Origin of the sequence: Glycocaulis sp. (assembly GCF_051859565.1) — a bacterium.
In the GTDB taxonomy this organism is placed as follows: domain Bacteria; phylum Pseudomonadota; class Alphaproteobacteria; order Caulobacterales; family Maricaulaceae; genus Glycocaulis.
The window spans coordinates 186716-210086 of sequence record NZ_JBHYFK010000003.1; the positions used below are offsets into that span (position 1 = coordinate 186716).

The 23371-nt window shown below is 63.2% G+C and carries 17 protein-coding genes; 6 read left to right on the forward strand and 11 right to left on the reverse strand.

Features of this window, described 5'->3' with window-relative positions:
- The first annotated feature begins 19 nt into the window (after positions 1–19).
- Together ACTIGC_RS05865 and ACTIGC_RS05870 are read left to right on the forward strand one after the other, a co-directional pair.
- Positions 20–988: a winged helix-turn-helix transcriptional regulator gene (locus tag ACTIGC_RS05865; protein WP_439633528.1), complete on the forward strand. Its 969-nt coding sequence runs from the start codon at positions 20–22 to the stop codon at positions 986–988.
- A gap of 79 nt (positions 989–1067) precedes the next feature.
- Positions 1068–2540 carry a carotenoid oxygenase family protein gene (locus ACTIGC_RS05870; protein ID WP_439633529.1) on the forward strand — a complete coding sequence of 491 codons (1473 nt, stop codon included), beginning with the start codon at positions 1068–1070 and terminating at the stop codon, positions 2538–2540.
- A gap of 6 nt (positions 2541–2546) precedes the next feature.
- On the opposite strand, the gene ACTIGC_RS05875 is transcribed toward ACTIGC_RS05870, so the two are convergent.
- The gene (locus ACTIGC_RS05875; protein ID WP_439633530.1) at positions 2547–4250 is read right to left on the reverse strand and encodes a class I adenylate-forming enzyme family protein; all 1704 of its coding nucleotides are present in this window, start codon (positions 4248–4250) and stop codon (positions 2547–2549) included.
- Between the two features lie 97 nt (positions 4251–4347).
- Between ACTIGC_RS05875 and ACTIGC_RS05880 the strand changes: the two genes are divergently transcribed.
- Positions 4348–5394, forward strand: a complete 1047-nt coding sequence (locus tag ACTIGC_RS05880) for an NAD(P)H-dependent amine dehydrogenase family protein (protein ID WP_439633531.1) — start codon at positions 4348–4350, stop codon at positions 5392–5394.
- A gap of 81 nt (positions 5395–5475) precedes the next feature.
- Here ACTIGC_RS05880 and ACTIGC_RS05885 read toward each other — a convergent pair whose 3' ends face one another.
- The 10 genes from ACTIGC_RS05885 to ACTIGC_RS05930 form a co-directional block, all read right to left on the reverse strand.
- Positions 5476–6270: a DUF1295 domain-containing protein gene (locus ACTIGC_RS05885; protein WP_439633532.1), complete on the reverse strand. Its 795-nt coding sequence runs from the start codon at positions 6268–6270 to the stop codon at positions 5476–5478.
- Between the two features lie 19 nt (positions 6271–6289).
- Positions 6290–7048 (reverse strand): SDR family oxidoreductase, encoded by a 759-nt coding sequence (locus ACTIGC_RS05890; RefSeq protein ID WP_439633533.1) that lies wholly within the window; start codon positions 7046–7048, stop codon positions 6290–6292.
- Between the two features lie 5 nt (positions 7049–7053).
- On the reverse strand, positions 7054–7584 hold the full coding sequence (locus ACTIGC_RS05895) for a nuclear transport factor 2 family protein (RefSeq protein ID WP_127565996.1): 531 nt from the start codon (positions 7582–7584) through the stop codon (positions 7054–7056).
- On the reverse strand, positions 7581–9374 hold the full coding sequence (locus tag ACTIGC_RS05900; protein ID WP_439633534.1) for an AMP-binding protein: 1794 nt from the start codon (positions 9372–9374) through the stop codon (positions 7581–7583). The genes ACTIGC_RS05895 and ACTIGC_RS05900 overlap by 4 nt, the downstream gene beginning before the upstream one ends.
- Positions 9374–9814 carry a nuclear transport factor 2 family protein gene (locus ACTIGC_RS05905; RefSeq protein WP_439633535.1) on the reverse strand — a complete coding sequence of 147 codons (441 nt, stop codon included), beginning with the start codon at positions 9812–9814 and terminating at the stop codon, positions 9374–9376. Before ACTIGC_RS05905 ends, ACTIGC_RS05900 begins: the two co-directional genes overlap by 1 nt.
- A gap of 364 nt (positions 9815–10178) precedes the next feature.
- Positions 10179–10928: a TetR/AcrR family transcriptional regulator gene (locus ACTIGC_RS05910; protein WP_439633536.1), complete on the reverse strand. Its 750-nt coding sequence runs from the start codon at positions 10926–10928 to the stop codon at positions 10179–10181.
- On the reverse strand, positions 10915–12504 hold the full coding sequence (locus ACTIGC_RS05915) for an AMP-binding protein (RefSeq protein ID WP_439633537.1): 1590 nt from the start codon (positions 12502–12504) through the stop codon (positions 10915–10917). The genes ACTIGC_RS05910 and ACTIGC_RS05915 overlap by 14 nt, the downstream gene beginning before the upstream one ends.
- The gene (locus ACTIGC_RS05920; RefSeq protein WP_439633538.1) at positions 12495–14132 is read right to left on the reverse strand and encodes a carboxylesterase/lipase family protein; all 1638 of its coding nucleotides are present in this window, start codon (positions 14130–14132) and stop codon (positions 12495–12497) included. Before ACTIGC_RS05920 ends, ACTIGC_RS05915 begins: the two co-directional genes overlap by 10 nt.
- The gene (locus ACTIGC_RS05925; protein ID WP_439633539.1) at positions 14129–15499 is read right to left on the reverse strand and encodes a spinster family MFS transporter; all 1371 of its coding nucleotides are present in this window, start codon (positions 15497–15499) and stop codon (positions 14129–14131) included. Before ACTIGC_RS05925 ends, ACTIGC_RS05920 begins: the two co-directional genes overlap by 4 nt.
- The gene (locus tag ACTIGC_RS05930; RefSeq protein WP_439633540.1) at positions 15499–17763 is read right to left on the reverse strand and encodes a TonB-dependent receptor; all 2265 of its coding nucleotides are present in this window, start codon (positions 17761–17763) and stop codon (positions 15499–15501) included. Before ACTIGC_RS05930 ends, ACTIGC_RS05925 begins: the two co-directional genes overlap by 1 nt.
- Positions 17764–18466: 703 nt before the next feature.
- Here ACTIGC_RS05930 and ACTIGC_RS05935 point away from each other — a divergent pair.
- From ACTIGC_RS05935 to ACTIGC_RS05945, 3 genes are all read left to right on the forward strand, one after another.
- Positions 18467–20122 (forward strand): beta-propeller domain-containing protein, encoded by a 1656-nt coding sequence (locus ACTIGC_RS05935; protein ID WP_439633541.1) that lies wholly within the window; start codon positions 18467–18469, stop codon positions 20120–20122.
- A gap of 147 nt (positions 20123–20269) precedes the next feature.
- The gene (locus ACTIGC_RS05940; protein WP_439633542.1) at positions 20270–22258 is read left to right on the forward strand and encodes a serine hydrolase domain-containing protein; all 1989 of its coding nucleotides are present in this window, start codon (positions 20270–20272) and stop codon (positions 22256–22258) included.
- Positions 22259–22397: 139 nt separating this feature from the next.
- The gene (locus ACTIGC_RS05945; RefSeq protein WP_439633543.1) at positions 22398–23252 is read left to right on the forward strand and encodes a sterol desaturase family protein; all 855 of its coding nucleotides are present in this window, start codon (positions 22398–22400) and stop codon (positions 23250–23252) included.
- Positions 23253–23371 lie beyond the last annotated feature (119 nt).

Genomic DNA, 23371 nt, shown 5'->3' on the forward strand with positions numbered 1-23371 from the left:
CACTGTCCTCAACGGCCTCATGATTTCATCGAAAAAACAGAGCAGATCGCTCCCGGCAGACCGGGAGGCGCCACGTGCTGCCCCTGGCCAGCTGATCGAGGCGGATTCAGCCGCGCGCGCGTTGAACATTCTGGGCGATCGCTGGACGCTCATGATCATTTCCTACGCCTTTGTGGACGTAAGGCGCTTTGAAGACTTCCAGAACCGGATCGGGATTGCACGCAGCCTGCTGACTGACCGGCTGCGCCGTCTGGTGGAGGTGGGAGTGTTCCGGCGTGAACAGTATTGCGAACGCCCGCCGCGCTTTGAATACCGCTTCACCGAGATGGGCCGGGACCTGTATGGCGCATCCCTGATGATCATCCGCTGGGAGAAGCGCTGGTTCTATGACCGCAACATCCCGGCACACACGATCAGGCATGATTGTGGGAAAGTCTTCACGCCGGAATACCGCTGCAAGGCCTGTGGCGGCGTGATCTACGCACGCGATACCTATTCTGAACCCGGTCCCGGCGCGGGCTTTGACCCTGCACCCAAATCGCGCGCGCAACGCCGGTCAATCGTCGACAGGGCGCTGCCCGAAGACTCCATGATGCAGCGTGCGACAGACGTGCTGGGGGATCGCTGGACCTCGCACATCATCGCGGCTGCTTTCCTGGGCCATTCGCGTTTTGGCGAATTTGAACAGGCGCTTGGCGTGGCGTCGAACATTCTGGCCGACCGGCTCTCCCGGCTCGTGGAGCTCGGCGTGTTCAAGCAACGGCTCTATCAGGACAAGCCGGAACGCTGGGAATACAAGCTGACGCAGGAGGGGCTGGACCTGTTCCCGCTGGTGCTGGAGTTGGTGCGCTGGGGTGATCGCTGGCTGTCCACCAAGGAAGGGGTTCCGCGCATCATCTATCACCGCCCCTGCGGCCATGTGCTGGAAGGCGTGATTACGTGCGATCAGTGCGAGGGCGAGGTGACCCGGCACTCCACGGCAATCTGACGCAGGCCCACATGCTTGCTTAAGGAGACTAACGTCGGTAGCCTGCAGGCAAAGTTCTTTCGAACCAAGGACAAGCCTGATGAAGCTCGAACGTCTCCCGCCGGTCAAAACCTCCCTGCGCCCCAGCAATCACCCTTATCTCAACGGTGCGTGGACGCCGTTGCACGAAGAGGTGAATGCGTGGGATCTGGAAGTGATTGAGGGGACGGTCCCGTCCGACATTGACGGTGTTTACCTGCGCAATACCGAGAACCAGGTACATCAGCCGCTTGGGCGTCATCACCCGTTTGATGCCGATTCAATGATCCACCAGATCGACTTTTCAAACGGCAAGGCGTCCTACCGCAACAGGTTCGTGCGCACGCGCTGCTTTCAGGCCGAACAGATTGCCGGGGAATCGCTCTGGGGCGGACTTGCAGACCCAGCTGGCACATCCCGCCGGCCCGGTTTCGGCGCCCATGGCAGCCTGAAGGATAATGCCAGCACGGACGTCGTTGTTCATGGCGGCAAGGCGCTGGCCACCTTCTATCAGTGCGGCGAAGCCTACATGCTCGACCCGGAAACCCTCGAGCAGATGGGCGTTGCGCCCTGGGCGCCGCTCGATGGTGTGTCGGCCCACTGCAAGGTCGATGAGCGCACGGGCGATCTGCTCTTCTTCAACTACTCCAAGCACGCGCCCTACATGCATTACGGCGTGGTGGACCCGTCTGGCCGGTTGAAGCACTACACGCCCATTCCGCTGCCCGGACCGCGCTTGCCGCACGACATGGCATTCTCGGAAAACTACTCGATCCTGAATGACTTGCCGGTCTTCTGGGATACCAGCCTGCTGGAGCGCGGCATTCATGCTGTGCGCATGCACGACCTGCCTTCGCGCTTCGCCATCCTGCCCCGCTACGGCACCGAAAAGGATATCCGCTGGTTCGAGGCCGACCCGACCTATGTGCTGCACTTCCTGAACGCCTACGAGCAGGGCGACGAGATCATCATGGACGGCTATTTCCAGGAAGATCCGATTCCGAAACCGCTCACTGACGGGCCCAAGGGCTATGAGCACCTGATGGCCTATATCGATGAGCACAGCTTCAAACCAAAACTCCACCGCTGGCGGTTCAATCTGGCGACCGGCAAGACGGTAGAGGAACGTCTCGACGACCGCATCGTCGAGTTTGGCATGATCAATCAGCGCGTGGCGGGCCAGCGGCACCGCTACATCTACTCCACCACCACCAAGCCGGGCTGGTTCCTGTTCAACGGCTTCATCAAGCACGATCTCGATACCGGGACGTCAGAAGAAGTACGTCTTGAAGAGGGCCGCTATGCGAGTGAAGCGCCGTTCGTCCCCCGCACTGATGCGAAGGACGAGGATGATGGCTATCTGGTCTCGTTCGTGGTCGACGAAAATGCCGGAAAGTCGGAATGCATCCTGATTGACTGCAAGCGCTTTTCCGACGGGCCGGTCGTACGCATTGCCCTGCCGCACAAGATTTCCAGCGGCACCCATTCATGCTGGGCCGACCGCAGCTTCATCCGTAACGGCAAGGCAGGGTAGGGGGCGTCAGCCCCCCAGCTTTTCAAGCACCTGCTCGCGCAGTTGCGAGCGGACAACCTTGTTCATGGCATTGCGTGGAAGCGCGTCCACCCGTACGGCCTGTTCCGGCAGCTTGAACACGGCGAGACCCTTCTCACGCAGCCAGCCGGTAAGCTGTTCCAGTGCCGGAACGGTATCGCCGCGCGGGACAATGGCTGCGCAGACGCGTTCACCCAGCACCTCGTCAGGAATGCCGACGACAGCCGCCTCGGCAAGATCAGGATGACCGCTCAGCAGATCGTCCAGCTCGGCCGGCGAGATGTTCACGCCGCCACGCACGATGATGTCCTTGCACCGCCCCACGAAGCGATAGAATTGCGGAACAGGGCCGTCACCGGCCAGCTCGAACAGATCACCTGTGCGGTAATAGCCCTGCTCGTCGAACACCGCTGCCGTCAGCTCGGGGTTGCCGAAATAGCCTGAGAAGGTCGCAGCGCCCTGAAAGCGCAACTCGCCGGGTATGCCCGGTTCGGTAATGTCTTCGCTGGTCTCCAGATCGACCAGCCGGGTCTGGATCATGGACGCGATATCACCCGACCATTCAATCCCCTCCACGCCCATACGGGGGAAGTAGCGCGCCCTGTCGGCATGGTCAGGCACGTGCAGGTGCGAGCTGAAAAGCGATGCTCCTTCGTTGGAGCCGTAAATATTGCACACCTCAATGCCGTACTCGCGCGAGAAGCCCTCAATCATCCACGGCGCAAGCGGCGCAGAACCGGCGCCGATAGCGCGTAATGATCCAAGATCGATGCCAGCAACCAGTTCCGGTGTTTTCAGGATCGCGTTGAGGATGGCCGGTGCGGCGATGGTGTAGTTCACCCGCTCGGCCTCTATCTGCTGCAGGAAGACTTTCAGATCGAACGGATGGTGCAGGACCAGTACGCCCGCTCGCCAGAGCCATGAGGTCACAAGGCCGAACGAGCCGATATTCACCAGCGGGAAAGGGTTCAGCACCGTCTCGCCGGGCTGCAGGTCGGCCGCTTCGGTTACCATGCGCGCATTGACGATCCACAGATTATGGTCGCGCGGCACGCCCTTGGGCCGCGCTTCGGTCCCGGACGTCCAGAAGATGGTGAAGGTCTCATCCGGCCGTGACGGGTTGGCCTTGGCATAGGCGCTTGCGCGCTCGCCGCTGGCGTTGGCCATGGCGGCATCAAGGTCAACCGTGCCCTCGGGCGCGTCTCCGCCAAGGATGAGCACCTTATAGCCACGCGATGGCTGGAGCTTCAGCGCCAGCGCCGCGTGATCAAATCCGGCAAAGCGGGCGAGCGTCACGACCGCCTTGGGCTTCACCGTGTCGAGCACATACGCCAGCTCATGCTCGCGGTAGGCGGTCACGACGGGGCTGATGACCAGCCCGATACGCGCGGCTGCCAGCGCCAGTATCACGGTCTCGGCGAAGTTCGGCGTCTGGTAGGTCAGCACATCGCCCTTGCGCAGGCCCTGCTCCAGAAGAGCCGTGGCCATCGCATCAACCTCGTCACCCAGCTCCGCCCAGCTCAGGCTGCGTGGCTGCTTGCCATCGAGGTCGGCACGGTTCAGCGGATCCCGGAGCGCGCGTTTTCCGGCCGCTTCGACCCGGTTGCGCTGGACGAGGTGGTCGAGCGTGAGCGAGCCCCACCATCCCTTGGCAGTGTACTCCTCGAGGCGTGATGCGGGCGTTGCGGCCATGCGGATTTGCTCCCTGAATTTCATCCGTCAATTTGCTTGCATAATAAGACTAACTGTGCCCATTCATCAGGGCAAGCCATGAGAGGAAGACGCATTCATGTATCGGGTTATCCAGTGGGCGACAGGGTCAATGGGCCGGACGGCCCTGCGCCGCATCATCGACCATCCCGATCTCGAACTGGCCGGTGTTTACGTCTACAGCCCGGACAAGGCCGGGCGCGATGCGGGTGAGCTGGTCCGGCGCGAACCGACGGGAATCATTGCGACATCGCGCATAGAAGACATTCTCACGCTGAATGCCGATCTCGTCATTCACACACCGCGTATCACCTTGCCTTACGAGGCATTGAGCGGCGATGTCGAACGCCTCCTGGCCTCCGGGAAGAATGTCATATCATCGGCCGGATTCCACTTCCCCGACGCGCATGACGAGGATTATGCCGGCCCTCTGCGCGCCGCATGTGAGGCCGGGGGCAGCACGCTGGCCGGGCTCGGCGTCAACCCTGGCGGCTTTGTTGAGCGCGTGGTGATGGCCGCTACCGGATTTTCGTCACGCCTTGACCATATCGATGTGCGCGAGATGGTGGACGCATCGCAGATGACCTCACCGGAATTCGTGTTCGGCATGATGGGCTTCGGGCGCGATCCGCAAAAGGATGACATCCGCAAAGGCCCGCTGGCCACGCTGTACACGCGGCTCTTCAGCGAGGTTCTGGCGCAGGCCGGTCACGCCATGCACACCCGGATCCGGGCCATCGAACCCGATCATGAGCTGACGATTGCGCCGCGCGACATTCCCACCGGCGCAGGCCCCGTTCCCGCGGGCACCGTGGCGGCGACGCGCTGGCGCTGGACGGCCCATTACGAGAACGGCTCCAGCTTCACCCTGTCGATCCTGTGGACCGCTGACCCGGCACTTCACGATGGTGAGACGGGCGGGCACTGGGTCGTGGACATCACCGGGCGCCCCAATATCCGCCTTACGCTGGACATCCATGAAGGCGACCCGGACATACCCTCCTCGCGTGCCCTGACGGACGCGACCATGGCTGCCGCGCTGCGCGGTATTCCCGATGTGTGTGCCGCCCCGCCCGGCTTTTTCAGCTACCCGGCACCCGGAGCCTACCGGACAAGGCTGGCCTGAGCCGTATTGCTTAAAGCTGGAAAGAAAAGAGCGCATCACCAGAGGTGATGCGCTCATCCAGTTTGGAGGTACGCGGAAAAATCAGGCCTTGCGCGGCGGCCACGGAATGAAGCCGGACGTACGCTCGATATAGGCGACGTAATCAGGCTTGGTCTTGCGCATGCGGTATTCCATCGTTGGTGCGCCCGACCATTTGATCAGTGTCCAGGTGAGGAATGCCGGGCCGGCGAAGGACCACAGGCCCGTGCTCGTCTCGGCGGCGATCAGGAACAGCCCCCACCACACCAGCGCCTCGCCGAAGTAATTGGGATGGCGCGAGTATTTCCAAAGCCCGCTCTGCATGACCTTGCCGGCATTGGCCGGGTTCTTGCGGAAGCGGGTCAGCTGCCAGTCGGCAATGCTCTCGAAGACAAGGCCGAAAAGGGCGATGGCCGCGCCCGTCCACGCCAGAATGCCAAGGGCGGCAGGCACTGCATCGATCGGGCCGAGCTGGACCGGCAGGGTCACGAGGAACTGCAAGGGCGCCTGCGTGAGAATGACGGCGATCAGGCTGGCTTTGGCAAAGCCCCAGCCCTTTTCCTCCTTCAGGCGTTCAAACATGCGCTTGTAGCGGCGGTCCGGCCCGTGATCACGCCAGCGCCAGTACATGTAGGCCGTCAGGCGTGCGCCCCATAAGCCGGTGATGACCAGAAGCAGCACGGCCCGGTCGCCCTGACCGGACTGCAGGAAGGTGGATACGGCCAGCACCACCGCGCCAAGCGCCCAGTAGGCATCCACGATGGTGCAGTCCTTCAGGGCAATGCATACCAGCCAGAGAATGAAAAACCCGGCGGCAAGCACCGCCAGATTGGTCGCCAGAACTGTAATTACGTCCACTGTTATCCCCTTTTTATCTCTAGTGGCCTGTGGCGATGCTGCTCGCACCGAGCATGCGGGCGACGGCGCGTTCCACGCCCTTGGGATCGCGCGCCAGATCGGCCCGCAGCTCCACCGCCATGCGGTCTGTATCGATCTCGTCAATGCCCCGGCGAATGGCCTTCAGGCCCACTTTCGCGATGTCTTCGGGGCGTTCCTTGTTGCCGCCGACATGGGCGGCCATCCGGGTATCCACCGAGCCCACAATCAGGGCGCTGACTTGTGTCTTCTGCTCGGCAAGCTCGGCCCGGATACAGCCCGAGGCCGCGCGGGCGGCAAACTTGGACGGGCTGTAACCACCCATGACGGGCATGGCGACGAGGGCGCCGCCCGACAGCACATTGACGATAGCGCCGCCTCCATTGGCCTTGAGGATGGGCGCAAACGCCCGGCTCATCGCCAGAAGGCCGAAAAAGTTGACCTCCATTTCCTCGCGCGCGGCATCCATGTCCGGCGCCGCCATCAGGCGCTGGTTCAGGAAAGCTCCGGCATTATTGACGAGGATCGAGACGTCCGTGCATTCGCGCGCGGCGGCTTCGACCTGTTCGGGGCGCGTGACATCCAGCTCCAGCGCTACGGCGCGGCCGCCGGATTCCTCCACCAGATGCGCGGCGCTGCTGGCCGATCTCGCCCCGACATAGACGCGGGCTGCCCCGGCCTGCAGGAATGCGCGCACAAAGGCTTCGCCAATGCCGCGATTGCCGCCCGTGACGAGGGCTACGGCTCCTTCGAGTTCCATGGGTTTTAGCCTTTTGCGTAGATGGGATCGTGCGGTTTCTTGGCGCTGCGCACGAGTTTGGAAATGTCCGGCACCATGGTACCGCGGCCCCATGTCTCGGCATGGTCCATCTCGTGGTTCCACTCCCAGACGAGCTGGCGGCGGGCGATTTTCCATGCACCGTCCCGCTTCTCGAAGCGGTCAATGGCGCGCGCCAGGGTGAGCGTGTCGAACGTCTCGCCATCCTTCTTCATCCGTGCGAAAGCGAGGATGTAGTGCTCGGCCAGAGCCTTCTCGCCATCCAGCTCGACATGGATGTTTGTGGAGAGATGGTTCATCAGCCCGCCGCGCGGCAGGATTTTCGCCATCAGCGCGATGTATTCGGAGGCCGGTCCGTCAAACACCCCGCCATGATCCTCCCACGCATCATCGTGATAGCAGCTGGTCAGAAGCTCGATATCGGCCCTGTCGGCGGCGCGCAGATAGAGATTGATGACATCGGTAATGGCCTGCTTGTCGAGCAGGGCCTGCACCTCGGGGGAATGGTTCGTGCTCATGCATCACCTTCAATAATGAGAATGCCGGAATCGGGCGTCGCGGCGTAAAGCCGTTCAACATCGCTTCGGCGGCGGTCGATGACAGCGCGGCGGTTCACCGTGCCCTTGTCAGACAGCTCGTGAGCGTTTGGGTCTGGCGGTGTATCCAGCAAAAGGGCGCGCCGGATCTTGGAGCCGCCGTGCTGGCCTTCATTCACCTCCCTGATCGCCTGCGCGATGTCCTCCGGCGCGGCTGCCGGTTTGGCCCAGCCCATCAAGGTGAGGTAGGGCCGGTCATCATCACACAGGACCAGATCGGTCATCAGGGTGCCAAGCTGGCGCATCAGCGTGTCGCGAAGCGCGCCCCCATAGACCCAGGCGCCGCTGGACAGCTTGAACTCCTCCGCAGCCCGGCCGGCAAAGGCAAGGCCCAGCTCAGGGCGGTCAGGATCGTGGAATACGGCAAGGTCTCCGGTGCGGTAGAAGCCTTCCTCATCGAATGAGGCAGCCGTTTTCTCCGGCTCATCCAGATAGCCAGCCGTCACATTGGGCCCGCGCGCACGTAGCTCGTAGCGGTCGCCTGAGGGGACGAGCTTAACCTCGGCCCCCGGCGTCGGCAGGCCGATGCCCACCTTGTCGCTTTCAAAGTGGATGACCATGAAGGCCGACACGGTTTCGGTGGAGCCATAGCCGCTGGTCAGCATGATCCGGTGGCCGGTCTCGGCCACAGCCAGAGCCTGCAGCCGGTCATAGACGGACTGCGACAGGCCCGCCCCGCCATAGAGCATCAGGTTCAGCCGGGCAAAGAAGGTCTTGCGCAGCGCTGCATCCGCTTCCAGCGCGTCCACCAGCATGGAATAGCCCAGCGGCACATTGTTGTAATAGCCAACGCTGATCTCGCGCAGATTGCGGATTGACTGGTCGAAAAGGCCAGGCGCGGGCTTGCCGTCATCGACATACATCGTGCCGCCCTCAAGCAGGGTGGTACGCATCGCGAAGGCACCGGCGGCGTGGTGCCAGGGCAGCCAGTCCAGCATGACATCGTGCCAGCCCGCGCTTTTGCCGATGGTCTGCTGGCACTGGGCGCTGTTGGCGGCGAGATTGTCGAAGCTGATCTCGACCAGCTTGGGCAGGCCGGTGGAGCCTGAGGTCAGCATGTAGGCGGCCACGTCATCGGCGCGGCGCGCAGCGATGGCCTCGCTCACGGCCTGCGTTACCGGCGTCGCGGTGACGGTATCGAAGGCATGAGCGCCGGGCGCATCCGCAGCGCAGGTGACAAGACACGCATCGCCGGTATCAAGGCTGGCTATCGCTTTGAACGCGCCTTCACTCTGGGCGAAGATCGCGCCGGGCTTTGCCTTGGCGATAACGTGCTTGAGGCGTCCATAATCGCCGCCCAGAGCCGCATAGGTCGTGCTGACCGGGCAGACAGGCAAGCCTGCCGCCCAGCCTGCAAATGTCATCACGGCAAAGGCAGGGCCGTTCTCGGCAATAATGAGCAGGGCGCGATCACGCGGCGCGTGGTCCAGCAGCCATTGCGTCGCCCCGTCAATCTGGCGCTTCAGATCGGCGTATGAGGTAAACACCCACTCGCCATCAGGGCTGGCACGCTTGGCCATGGCAGGCTTCTCGCCCTGGGCCTGCGCCATGCGCGCGAACCGGGCGGGAAGATTGGTCTCATAGGGCTGCAGCGCGATGCGCGAGCGCATGACAACCGTCCCGTCGGCGCGGCGCTCAATGTCCAGATCGACCGGCAGCAGCGATGCATCACGCAGCGGCGCGAACGCGGTCTTCGCTTCGGGAAGAGCCATCAGCTCGCCCTCGTGACAACCGGCCTGTCGAGCATGGCGCGTACTTCAGGAGATATCTCCTTTTTCTCGCGCTGGCTGGTTTGCACATAGGCGTTGAAATACTCGCGCCAGCGGTGAATCCGCCCGTCCTTGAACTCCAGAACGCCCGCATAGGGCACGGCCAGATGCGAGCCGTCAGTGCCGGTAAACTCGTCCACGCCTTCCATCCAGAGCGTGTCGCCATTTTCCGCGTAATCGAAAAGGCGCCAGTCATTGGATTGCGTCTTGCCAGCCATCTTGGTGAGAGCGGCGCGCATGGCGTCCTTGCCCTCAAAGACCGGCAGCATGCCGCCGGAATTATTCCATATGAAATCGTCGTGGATGTGCTCCATGACAGCGTCCACGTCGAGCCTGTGCCAGGCTTCGATAACGTCAAGAAGAGTATCGATATGGCGAGCCAAAGCTTTTTCCTCCCTGAAGCCTCTCTTTGCTGGAGGCTATTTCCTTGTCAGTCCGGTTATACAAGCGACATTCGGGAAGCGCAACCAGCGGATTCCTCGACCGGGCTAAAGCCCGGTTCTGGCAAGGAATTCATGAAAGGGAGAGGGCAGTCGCGTGCTCATTAGGCACGCGTTTAAGAGGCAGGTTAATGTGCCTGCCCGAGAGCGCGTAAATCAGGAGTATAATTGTCCGTGCGCGCCGAGGCCGCCCGAATCCTGCGCGCGAATATCGTCATGGCGAAGAATGCGGCTGCCGGCAAAGGGAAGCTGGCTATCAGGCTACGGCGGTTGAGCCAGGAGACTTTCCTGTTTCCGCCACGCCGCGTCAGCCTTCCTTGCCGGAAGAGGGTGCCCGCTCTTCTGCGCGCTGTGCGCAGATTTCCCGGAAGCCCGCCGCCATGAAGCGCGCCATGCGGTCCCGGATGGAGCCGAAATCATCGGAGCTGCAAACACCGCCCGACAGCCGGTCGATCCGGCCGGTGCGGGACAGGGTGAGCATCAGCGCGCCGGTGACGAAGTGATAGCCCCAGAACAGGTCTTCATCCGTGCTGCCGGGGATGGCTTTACGCAACAAGGCGATGAGGCGCAGGACGACGGGATCGAAATTCTGATCCATCAGCTCGCCGCCAAACACGGTGTTGGAGAGCTGACCGCCGATCATGCCGTAATATTTCCAGCTCTCTCCGCCCTGGCTGTAGAGATCAAGATCGGTATCCAGGAAGGCGTGCAACGCCCCTTCCACAGTAGGCTTGCCATCGGTTTCGGCATCATGGGCGTCCATGGCCTGCATCCGCCGCCCGATGGTCTCGCTGGCCCGGCGTGAGAGCACAGCCCCAAACAGCTTGTCCTTGTCGGAGAAGTAGTAATTGAGAAGCGTATGATGCACGCCGATATCGGTGGCGATGTCTTTCAGCGTGACGTTATAGAGCCCGCGCAGCGCGAACAGGCGCTCTGCCGCGTCGAGGATCTGCTCCATCTTCTCGGCGCGCTGCTGTTCCTTCACCGAAGGCTTACTTGCCTTCTTTGCGGTGGTGCTTGCCGGTTTTCCCGCACTGGCTGATCTAGCTGTTGCCATAGTCCAATCTCAAACGCTGCTTGTCGATTTTGCCGGTGGGCGCCAGAGGCATCTGGTCAATACGGATAACCACGTCGGGAATCCACCACGGAGCCACCCGGCCACGAAGCGGTTCCAGAAGCGACTCTTCACTTACATCGTTTCCGGCGCTTGTCTGTACCAGCAATATGGGCCGCTCGCCCCATTTGGGATCGGCCCGTCCGATGACGGCGGCCAGCGATATACCCGGATGCTGGTTCACCACCGCTTCTATCTCTGCCGGGTTGATCCATTCTCCGCCTGACTTGATCAAATCCTTGGCGCGGCCCGTGATGATGAGGTTTCCGCCCGTGTCGATGCGGGCAAGATCACCGGTGGAGAACCAGCCATCCGCATTAAGGGCCGAGCTCTCCTGCCCGAAATAGCGCGCCACCACGGATGCGCCGCGCACATGCAGATGGCCTTCGCTACCGCGCTGCTGTGGCAGGGCATTGCCGTCTGCATCGGTGATTAGAAGATCAACACCGATGGAGGGTCTGCCGGACTTCTCGGCTGACCTGTCAGGGTCATCGGGAGAAGCAAAAGTGCCGGCAGGTGACAGCTCGGTCATGCCCCAGCTGGTCTGGACGGTAACGCCCAGCACCCGTTCAAAGCGGGCCATTAGCGCGGGGGGCAGGGGTGCGCCCCCGACCACCACCCGCTTCAGGCTGGGTGTCTGTCCGCCGGTCGCTTCCAGATGCTCCACAACGCCAAGCCAGACAGTCGCGATACCGACCGCGACCGTCACCTTTTCGGCATTGATCAGGGCGGCCAGCCGGGCCCCGTCGAGATGCCTGCCGGGCAGCACCATTTTCGCACCCACCGCAGGCAGGGCAAAGGTGAGCCCCCACGCATTGGCGTGGAACATGGGCACGGCCATCAGCACACTGTCGGCCTTCGAGATGGCCATCGCATCGGCCTGCAGCTGGCGCAGCGTGTGCAGGAAGCTGGCGCGGTGGGTGTAGGTGACGCCCTTGGGCGCGCCCGTCGTGCCTGAGGTGAAGCACAGCCCGCACGGCGCGGTTTCCTCAAATCCGCCCCAGATTTCGTTGTCAGAGGCCGAGGCCAGCATGGGTTCGAGCGGTTCAGGCTTCAGGCCGGGCCCGCTCGCTATGTCGCCGGCATCGATGACTAGCAGGTGCCTGATGCCCGGAGCCTTTGCCGCCAGCTCGCGGGCCAGCGGCAGAAGGTCGACACTGGCGATCAGCACACGCGCCTGTGACTGACCGGCCATGTCGGCAAGCTGGCTGGCGGTCAGGCGCGGATTGAGGGTATGGCAGACCGCCCCCATACCCATGATGGCGTACCAGGCCTCCACATGGGCCTGCGTATTCCAGGCGAGCGTGGCGACGCACTCTCCTTTTTGTACGCCCAGCCCTGCAAGCACATGGGAGGTCTTCACGCTGCGCTCGCGCAGCCGGGCATAGCCGGTGCGGGCATGCGCGCCGGAATCGCTGGCCGTTACCAGCTCGGCGTCAGGATGCCAGCTGGCTGCATGATCGAGGAATTTGTCGAGCGTGAGAGGAAAGTCCTGCATCGCTCCATGCATTAACGGCATGCGGGCACTCCCGCAGGCAGAGGCGGGGAGACAACCCCGACATTCCAGTTCCACGCAATGCCCGCCGCACGCCTGCGGCAGACCACTTCTTCGCGCAGATCGAACATGCCCGGCATCAGATCGGTGCCGGGGCGCGGCTCACCGGCAAACTCCATATAGGCTCTCGTATCGCCATAGGCGGGCCAGGCCGGGAAGCCGTCCGCCACCGGCACACCGTCACGGGCAAAGGACGCCCAGTATCCCACCATGGCATCCGACAGCGCAGTTTCTACTGGCGTTTCCGGAACGGCAGGCCAATCAGGCGCCGTGCGGCGCAGAGTACCGAAAGCGTAGGGGATTTCAGCCGCATGGAAGGCATGCAGATCGGCTTCATCCGCCGCCGGATAGCTATGGTTGAAATAGTAGAGATAGCTGTCCTGACCGGCCGCGCTCTGGCTTTCAACAAGCCTTACCGCCGTCCAGCCGTAAAGCGCGTCCCGCGTGATCGCCAGCAGGCTCTCGGCCACATCATCAGCCGGGTAAAGCGCCAGAAAGGCAGGCGCCAGCTCGCCATAGCGGGCCTCGATCTTGGCTATATACGCCTCCGAACTCTCCGGTACTTCGGGCAGCAGGAAGCGCAGTGAGCGGATCTCGCCCTCATTGAACCCGGCAAGGATCGGCACCTGTGCCTGCTCGCCCCGGTCGAACTGATCGACAAGCTGGCCGGGCAGGACATGGCCATCAATCGCCGGGAAGGGGAAATAGCCGGTCATGGCCGACGCCATGGTCAGGTCCTGCGCATCAGCGGCGCGCAAGGCGGCGACATCCTGATGGCCGGTCTGACCGGCAAGCCACACGCCCAGCTCCTCAGCGGAAGGGACACCATGCGGATTGCCCCGCAGTGCAGGAGCCGAAATCATGTAGGCGCTCTGGGCGATGGCGCGGGCAAACAGGCCGTGCGCTGAAGGCGCGCCCATCAGATACATGACCGAGAGCGCACCGGCGGACTCGCCCGCTATCGTAACGTTCTCCGGATCACCGCCAAAGGCGGCGATATTGCGGTTCACCCAGCGCAAAGCCTCGATCTGGTCGAGTACGCCGTAATTGCCTGAGATATTGTCCGGCGATTCCGCGCTGAGCTCGGGGTGGGCCAGATAGCCCAGAATGCCGACCCGGTAGTTGATGGTGACCACGACAAGGCCTTCAGCGGCCAGCCGGGCACCGTCATACATGCTGTCGCTGCCCGCCCCGCCGATGAGCGACCCGCCATGTATCCAGACGAACACGGGCGCATTTTCGGCATTCTCCGGCGCCCAGATATTGAGCGAGAGACAATCCTCGCTCATCTCGCCGCGTTCCTCGGCATAGATGCTGCCCGGCCGGGAAGGCGGCTGGTGGCACACCGGGCCAAACTGCGTGGCGTCGCGTACGCCGTCCCACCGCGGGGCGGGCACAGGCGCACGCCAGCGGTTATGGCCGGTGGGCGCCTCGGCGTAGGGAATGCCCCGGAACGCCGTGATGCCCGCCTCGCGGGTGCCCTGAACGGTTCCGGCAGGCGTTTCCACCTGCGCTGGCGTTCTGGCGCAGGCCGTGGCTGGCAGGCACAGCAAGACTGCCCCTGCCAGCGCGAGAAGGCTTCTGCCCGTCATGCTGCGGCCTCCTCGCCGGAACGCTTCAGAGCCGCTGCCAGCCAGAAGAACATGCCAATGGCGACGAAATAGACCGGGATCAGCGTGTAGAAGGCGAGCTGGAGCGAGTTTTCCGGATTGGTCCGGGCGAAGAAGTCGCTCATGAAGCCGAGATAGGTCGGGCCGAAGCCCAGGCCGACAAGGTTCATCACCAGCAGCAGGAGCGCGCCTGCCACCACGCGCTGATCAGGCCGGACCTCTTCCTGAACCAGCGCCACAGACGGCGACAGGTAGAAATAGTTCAGGCCGGTCGGGACCAGCAGGAAGACCAGCGCGAGCTGCCAGCTCGGTGCCCATACGAAAGCGGCAAAGAGCGGCACAGCGAGCGCCAGCCCGATTGCGGGCAGCCAGGCGTAGGCCGTTCTGTTGCGCGGGCCCCATTTGTCGATCAGGCGGCCGGAGACGAACATGCCGCCACCGACGCCCAGAAGGATCACGATGGCATACCAGACCGCCACATCGCCGAGCTCCATGCCCTTTTCGCGCATCAGGAACAGCACGGTGAAATTCAGCACCGCATAGGTCATGAACTGGGTCGCGGCACAGGCCAGCGACACCCGCACGAGCACCGGGTCGGTGAAGAACAGGCGTACTGTTGCCCAGAAGGGGGATTTTGCCGGCACTGCCGCCGTATCCGCGGCAGGCGGTGTATCGGTTGCGTTGACCAGCGTGGCGACCGGCTCGCTCGCAGCCGCCGGTTTGACATCCAGCCCGCCGCGCTTGGGCTCGCGCATCCAGAACCAGACGAACAGGGCCGTGAGGACGCCGATCACGCCGATCCAGATGAAGGCAAGCCGCCAGGAATAGGCAGCCGCAATCGACGCGCCGAAGGCGATGCCCAGCGCCATGCCGATGGGCGGACCGAGATTGAACAGGCTGAGCGCGGTGCCACGCATGCCGGGCGGGAAATAGTCGGAAATGATGGCATAGGATGGGGGTACGCCGCCCGCCTCACCAACCCCTACCGCCATCCGTGCGACGGCGAGCTGGGGGTAGTTGGCAGCGAGGCCGCAAGCGGCGGTCGCCGCACTCCAGAGGCCGCAGGAAAAGGCGAGTACCTTCACCCGGTTGGTCCTGTCTGCCAGCAGCCCCACCGGAATGGCGAGGATGCAGTAGAACATCGCGAAATAGAGCCCGCTGATCAGGCCTATCTGACCGTCAGAAATGCCCAGCTCGTCCTGGATGGGCTTGGCAAGGATGGAGAGAAGCTGACGGTCCAGAAAGTTCAGGACGTAGACGAAACACAAGACCGCCAGCACGGCCCAGGCATAGGCGCCCGGGCGCGCAGCATGCGCGCCCGGAACTGCCGTCGGGTTAGAGATGGCCATCAGAAGCTATACCCCACGCGGACACCGATCGTGCGCGGGCGCTGCAGCGCGTAGCGGCCGTCGAGGAAGGCTTCGGGGTGCACATAGGTGACCGAGCGGTCATTGAAGAGGTTTTCGACATAGACGCCCGCGGTCAGCCGGTCGAACGAGGCAGCCAGGGTCGCGTTGACTACCGTGTAGGCATCCGTGACGTCATAGGTCGGGCTGGTTACGCCCGGCTGTCCGGGCACGTTGGGGAACGAGCTGGGGAAGCCGCCCACGTGATAGACCGCCAGCGACGCATTACCCTCGGCATTCTGCATCAGACCGAAATTGTAGTTGACGAGAAGCGAGCCCTGGAAACGTGGCCCCGAAAGGCGGATTCCTTCCACCGCGCCAGAAATGGCCGCCTCTTCCGGTGTGAGTGACGTCACCTTGGATTCGTTGATGGAGCCGTTCAGCCCGATGGTCCAGCCATCGGCCAGGCGTGCCAGCAATTCGAGCTCAACCCCCCGTGAACGCGCGCCGCCGATATTGGTCGCAAACTGGACGGAGTCCGACACCCGGTTTGCCTGGATCTGGATGCCGTCCCAGTCGATCTGGTAGAGCGCGATGCTGGCATTCAGCAGACCATTCATCCAGCTGCCCTTGAGGCCGGCTTCATAGCTGATCAGATCGTCTGAATCCGCACCGAAGGGAATGATCAGATCGTTCGGGTCAACAAGGCTCGGCCGCCCTGCAAAGGCGTTGACGACCGGCGCGCGGAAGCCGGTTGCCACAGCCGCATAGGCGGTCAGGCTCGGCACAGGACGCCAGGAGGCGCTAAAGCGGTAGGACGGGCCGGTCTCCTCGGCCTTGATCCCCGTCTCTTCCGGGATCGGCGTGATGGTCAGCGGGCCGGGAATCCCGAACAAGGCATTGACCAGGTAGTTGGAGTTGTATCCACCGGGCTCCGTGAACGCCTGAGCATCAATGCTGCCGTATCGCAGACCGGCCGTGATCCAGAAGTCTTCGGTAAAGCGGTAGGTCAGCTCACCAAACGCCGCTGCCTCGTGCTGGAGGCTGTGTGAATAGAGGCGCTGATAGTACTCGTCCGGCAGACCCGTGATCCCACGCGCGGTCAGGAAGGCTTCATTGGAGCGGTAACCGAAGTCGACGTCGCGTTTACGGCTGAAATAGAAGCCGCCGACAACCCAATCGAAGTTCCCGCCAGTTTGGGAGACAAGCCGCACCTCCTGCACGAAGTTCTGGTCATAGGCGTCAGCGTCCAGCGCGAAGGCAATCGCTTGTCCGAATGTGCCTGCCAGATCGACATAGAAGCGCTGGTTGAAGCGCGAATACGTGGTGGAACTCGTCAGCTCAGCCCCGCTGAACTGGTAGTTCAGCGTGACATTGTAGTTGGTAAGCTCGCCGGTGAAACGGTCAGGCCGGTCAGAGATACGGACGTCGCGGCCGAGCAGCGGATTGGTCAGCGAGGAGTCCTGCGGATTGCTCTCTTCGCGCGACACCAGGAAACGCAGGGACAGCCGGTCAGTTGGCTGCCACAGCAGGGTTGCCCTGCCACCCCACGCCTCCAGCGTGTCGGCGTTGCTGATGCCGGTGCCGATATTGTCGACATAGCCTTCTTCGTGACGCAGGAAACCAACGACACGAAGGCCAAGCTGATCCTCGACCAGCGGCATGTTCACCATGGCGTTGTAGCGTTGGCGTATGGAACTGGACCCGGTTACGCCTACATCGCCCAGAACGGATGCCTCGAATGTATTGAGGTCCGGACTGCGGGTTATGATGCGCAAGGCCCCGGCAAGCGAGCCCGAGCCGAACAGCGTGCCCTGCGGACCACGCAGGAACTCGATGCGTTCGACGTCATAAAGGCTCGGATCGAGAATGGTCGAGTTGCCGTTCGCGGAGATGGGCAGTTCGTCGATATATATCGCGACGGTGCTTTGCAGGTTTGCATTATAGCCATTGGTCGCGATGCCGCGCGCGGTGAAGTTGTTAAAGTTCGCGGTGGGGCGGTTCAGCACGACGCCTGGCGTTTCAAACGCCAGGCCCTCATAGCCCACGAGGCCGCGTGCATCGAGTTCGGCCTGCGAGAAAGTGGTGACGCTCAGCGGCACGTCCTGAAGCCGCTCCTCGCGGCGCGTCGCCGTGACGGTGATGATGTCGCGGCTCGCCTGGGCGGCACGTTGCTCGTCTGGCTGATCGGTGTCGGTCTGCGCGAAAGCTGGAGCAGCGATCGCCAGCACCCCGGCGCTTGCCGAGGCAAAAAGAAATGCCCTCATTGGTTCTCCTCCCACTGCGCCGATCATGAGTGCCGACGCTCACCCGAAGGGAACCACGCGTTTCGAGTTGAGTCAACATTCACTCACTCGTGTGTGAATGTCTGCAGTTTTCGAAAGGAACACCTGGATCTGCGGGCAGGTGGGTAGACGATCCCTTGTGCGCGAAGGCGAAGCCCGCGCTGGCAGCGGGAACGATGTCCGGCGGGGAGATTGCCGGGCGGTCCGGAACACAGCAGACCGGCCAAGACGAAACTGCCCCCAGCACTCGTTTTCTCCGAAGGCGCAATGCAACAGGCAACCTCTCCAGGCCGGTCTCCTGACAATTGGCCGTCAGGCGCGAATCCGGCTTGCCGCAATCTCTGGCCACTGCTCAACTTGCCCCGTTTCATGGGGGGAGATGTCAATGCCGGATGCCGGGACCTTGAAGCGGCCAAATGGCCGGGCTTTTGCGGCTTTTGTGGCCGTCCTTGCCACGTTCAGCCTGGCGGCGTGCGCCACAGTTCAGCAAGATGACGCGTCGGCCATGCCACGCTTTGAATCCGATGACGCGCTTCGCGCGTTTCTCGCGCCTGACGGCGACGTGCAAGTCAGCATGATGGCGGGGTTCCCGGCGCCACCTGCGCCGCCGCCACCGCCCCCACCGCCGGGGGGCGTCGCAGCGTCGCCACCGGCTGAGTCTTCCGCCCCGGCGGGGCCGGTCGTCATGGCGTCTGATGCAAGCGCTGCGGGGAGCGAATCCATCACCAACGTGCAGGTTGCTGGCGTTGATGAGGGCGGCATCGTCAAGGTGATCGGCGACTATCTGGTTATTCTCAGGCGTGGCCGCCTGTTCACCGTGTCCACGGCGGATGGCGGGCTGCAGGCGATCGACTCGATTGATGCCTACCCGCCGGGCGCCAGTGCCCGATATGACTGGTATGACGAGATGCTGGTCGCTGACGATCTGGTCGTGGTGATTGGCTACAGCTACCGGCGCGGCGGAACCGAGATCAACCGCTTCCGCTTGGCGCCGGATGGAACGCTCGCCTTCATCGACTCTCATCATCTGAGGTCTGACGATTATTATTCGGATCGCAATTATGCCTCCCGCCTGATCGGCAGCCGGCTGGTTCTCTATGCGCCGCTCTCCTTCCGCTGGAACTCGCGCGATGTGCTCGACGATCTGCCGGGCCTGAGCCGCTGGTCGCCTGATCGTGAAGGGCCGGAGTTCAAACGCATCGCCAGCGCCAGCAATATCTTCATTCCGGCCCCTTTGCGGGCGGGCGGCGCGGAAGCCGTTGAGGCGATGCACACCGTGACGCAGTGCGATCTGGCTGCGCCGGAGCTGAGCTGCGACGCCACCGTCGTGCTGGGGCCTGAGGGCCGCACCTTCTTTGTGTCTCACGACTACGTCTATGTCTGGCTGGAAGCGAACCGGAATGTGGAGGCAGACAGCCCCAACTTCCTCATCCGCATAGCGCTCGATGACCGGCTGCCAGGCGCCGTGCGGGTGGCCGGCAGCCCGCTCGACCAGTTCTCGCTTGGCACCAACGCGGCCGGCGGCCGGATTGATGTCCTTGTCTCGGACGAGGGCTATGACGATCCGATGTGGGACACGGAAGAGACGCGCGGCCGTCCGGCGCTTTTGCGCTTGCCGCTTGCGCGCTTCGGCGATGGCAGCGCTGCGGCCCCCGCGTCCGACTACCAGTTCCTGCCCGGTGACGAGTACGCCCACCTCAACCGCAACCGCTTTATCGGGGACAGGGCGCTCTACAGCCTTCATCGTTACTCGGACAGCCGGCACCGCTATTCGATTGTGGTTGTGCCGGTCGAAGGGGGAGAGCCGGTCGAACTTGCCGTGCCTGAATGGGTCGAGCGGATCGAACAGCTGGGCCGCGATGCCGTCGTGATTGGCGGCTCGCAGGCAACCATGTTTGTCACCGTCGATATTACCGGGCAGGAGCCTGCCATCATCGACCGCTATAACGAGCGCGGTGCCCGCGAGGCGGAATCGCGCAGCCACGCCTTCTTCTACCGGCCCGATGCGGGTAGTGCCGATGGAGCCGACGGCCTGCTGGGCCTGCCGGTGATCAATCGCGGACGCGGCTCTGGTAATGCGGACATGCTGTTCCTGCGCCGCAATGAGCGCCGGCTGTCGGCACACGGGCGTCTTGAGTCCGCTGCGCCCGGCCATCTGGACGATGGCTGCCAGGCGTCCTGCATCGACTGGTATGGCGATGCGCGTCCCATCTTCCTGCGCGGCCGGGTGTTCGCCCTGCTGGGCTATGAGCTGGTAGAGGGCGATGCCTCCGGAGCGCGAATCCGGGAGGTGCAGCGCCTCAATTACGGCCCGCGCATCGAACCCGGAAAAGACAACTAGCGCTGTCTGAACGCCGGCAGCTTGGCCATGCAGGCCTTGGCTCGTGCATTCCCAAAAGCGTCCCAATCAGGATAACTTGTCCTGATTGGGATCGTGTGCCTATGATCGTTCTCAAACCGGATGACCGCGAAGCGGGAGGGGAGAACGATGCCGATCTTGAAACCATGGCTGCGCCGTGCGCCGCTTGAAACACTGATCTGTCTTTGCGCGGCGGTGGCATTTCTGGCGGCCACGCCGCTGAACGCTTTCGCCAATACGCCCGGCACCACGGGGGGCGGCGTCGGCTACACCGCGCCTGACGGCTGGGACGTGCGCCCCGGCGAAGGCCTTACTGTGCTGGCCGCGCCCGCAGATGAGCTGCTGGTGGCGCTCGTCGATGTGGGTAGTGCCGATAGTGCGTCTGATGCGGTGCTGGCTGCCTGGGCACTCTTCGACCCGGATGCGGACTATCCCGTACGGCTTGTCACTGCGGCCAGCCCACGCGAAGGCTGGGAAGAGCGTGCCAGCGTCTCCTACGACATTCCCCCCAATGAACGCCTTGCCGTGCAAGCTCTGGCGCTAAGGCGCGAAGCCAGCTGGACAGTGATGATCGTGCGCGGTTCACAGGCCGCGCAGGAGCGGCGCTCGGCTGCGACATCCCTGATTCAGCAGAGCCTTCGCCCGGCTGGTTATGAACGTGAGAGTTTTGCGGGGCGCACACCCAACCCCCTCACGCCGGAGCGTATCGATCTGCTGCGCGAGTTTGTGGCCGAGGCCATGGACACGCTGGATGTCCCCGGCGTTGGCCTGGCGCTGATCGATCAGGGCGAGGTCGTCTGGCAGGGCGGGCTTGGCGTGCGCCAGCTTGGCGCCGATGAGCCGGTTACGGCTGACACACGCTTCATGATCGCGTCGAACACCAAGGGTATGGTGACGCTTCTGCTGGCAACGCTCGCTGATGAAGGCGCGCTGGAATGGGACCAGCCCGTCACGCAGGTCTATCCGGAATTCCGGCTGGGCAGCGACGAGACCACTCGCTCCACGCTGATGCGCCATCTGGTCTGTGCCTGCACAGGCCTGCCGCGCAAGGATATGGGCTTCCTTCTGGTGGAGCCGGGCGCTCCGGCAACCGACACATTCCGCCAGCTTGCGGACACCCAGCCGACCAGCGCCTTTGGCGAGCTTTTCCAGTACAATAACCTGCTGGTTTCGGCTGCTGGCTATGTCGGCGGCGCGCTGGCCTATCCGGGCATGGAACTGGGCGCTGCGTTCGACCTGGCCATGGAGACGCGCGTGTTTGCGCCTGCAGGCATGCACAATTCCGGCTTCGACTTCGCCGAAGCGATGCAAGGCGACTGGGCCCGCCCGCACGGGCGCAATATCGATGGCGAAGTCGTCGAGATCAGCAACACGTTCAACCAGTCGATCGAGACCCACAGGCCCGCTGGCGGCGCCTGGTCGACGGCGGCCGACATGGCACGCTTTGTTCAGCTGGAGCTGTCGGGCGGACTGACGCCGGAAGGCGAGCGGGTGGTGTCCGAGGCCAATCTGATGGAGCGCCGGGTACACAACGTGCCCACGGGTGAGGACAGCTGGTACGGCATGGGGCTGTTTGACGAGATCGCCTGGGGCGTTCCGGTCGTCAGCCATGGCGGCACGCTTCTGGGGTATCGCAGCAATTTCTACCTTCTCCCCGAAGCCGGTATCGGCGCGGTTGTGCTGACCAATTCCGATGAAGGCTCGGTCATGCTCCGGCCCTTCCTGCGCCGCCTCATGGAAGTGGTGTATGACGGCCAACCCGAAGCGATGAACGACATCAATGCGGCGGTGGAGCGGATGGCGCGTCAGTCGGGCGCGCGGCGCGCCACGCTGACCGTCCCGGGTGACACGGCTATACTGGAGGTCCTCGCGGCGCAGTATCACAACCCGGAAACCGGCTATATCACCATCCGCGACGTGGACGGGGAGACCTGGCTGCGGGCCGGTGCGATCGAGGGGCCGGTTGCCACCCGGCGCAATGCCGATGGGACCGTGTCTCTGGTCACCGTCGGGGCGGGCGCTATCGGGCTGGAAGCCGTGATCGGCGATGAGGCTGGCGTGGCGACCCTGACCATCCGCGACAGCCAGCACGAATACGTCTACCGCGCCGAGGACTGATCGCGGGCAGGTTCCATAGTGCTCGCGACCGGCAGGGCCTCGTGGTTCTGCCGGTCTGCCGCGTTCTAATTCCGGACGGACAACCTATATTGACCCTCAAGGGCGTGCGCGCTCCGGCGGCGCGCCTTTTGAGGAAACCATGTCTGACACCATCCTTGCTGCCGAGCCTTTACTGCGCCTTGCCGCGTTTGCCGGCGTGTTGGCCGCGATGATGGTATGGGAGCTGGCGGCGCCGCGCAGGCGGCGTGAAATTCCACGCCTTGTGCGGTGGAGCAATAATCTCGCGGTGGTCGTGCTGGACACGGCCATTTTGCGCCTCGCTTTTCCTTTGCTGGCGGTCGCATTTGCCCTGTGGGCTGAAGGGGCAGGCTGGGGCCTGTTCAATGTGTTGGGCGCGCCGCTATGGCTGGCTCTGCCGCTTTCGGTCCTGCTGCTGGATCTGGTGATCTATGGCCAGCACGTCATGCTCCATAAGGTGCCCGTCCTGTGGCGTTTTCATCGCATGCATCACGCCGATCTGGAGTTTGATGTCACGACGGGCCTGCGCTTTCACCCCGGCGAGATCGTCCTTTCCATGATCATCAAGCTGGCAGTCGTTGGCCTGTTGGGCGCGCCCGCACTGGCCGTGCTGGTATTCGAGGTGCTGCTCAACGCCACCTCCATGTTCAACCACTCCAATATCCGCCTGCCGTGCGGCCTCGACCGGGTGTTGCGGCTCTTCGTGGTGACGCCGGACATGCACCGGGTACATCATTCGGTCCTGCGTCATGAGACCGACAGCAATTACGGTTTCAACCTGCCCTGGTGGGACCGGCTGTTCGGCACCTACCGCGCGCAGCCCGAGGCCGGACACGATGCCATGACCATTGGCATAGGCCAGTTCCGAGAGCCCCGTGATCTGTGGCTCGACCGCATGCTGTTGCAGCCTTTCCGTGGCGGGACCAGAGATCCGGCGCCCGCTGGCAACAAGAGAGGCGCGGCAACGGACGGGTGACCAGACCGCCTGATCCTGCATGGCCCCGCAGCCCCGGACTCTCGCAGATCTCCCCAACATCGCACCACGCCACTCCCCGCTACGCCCACTTGACTCCACAAACTTTGTAAATCAAAGTA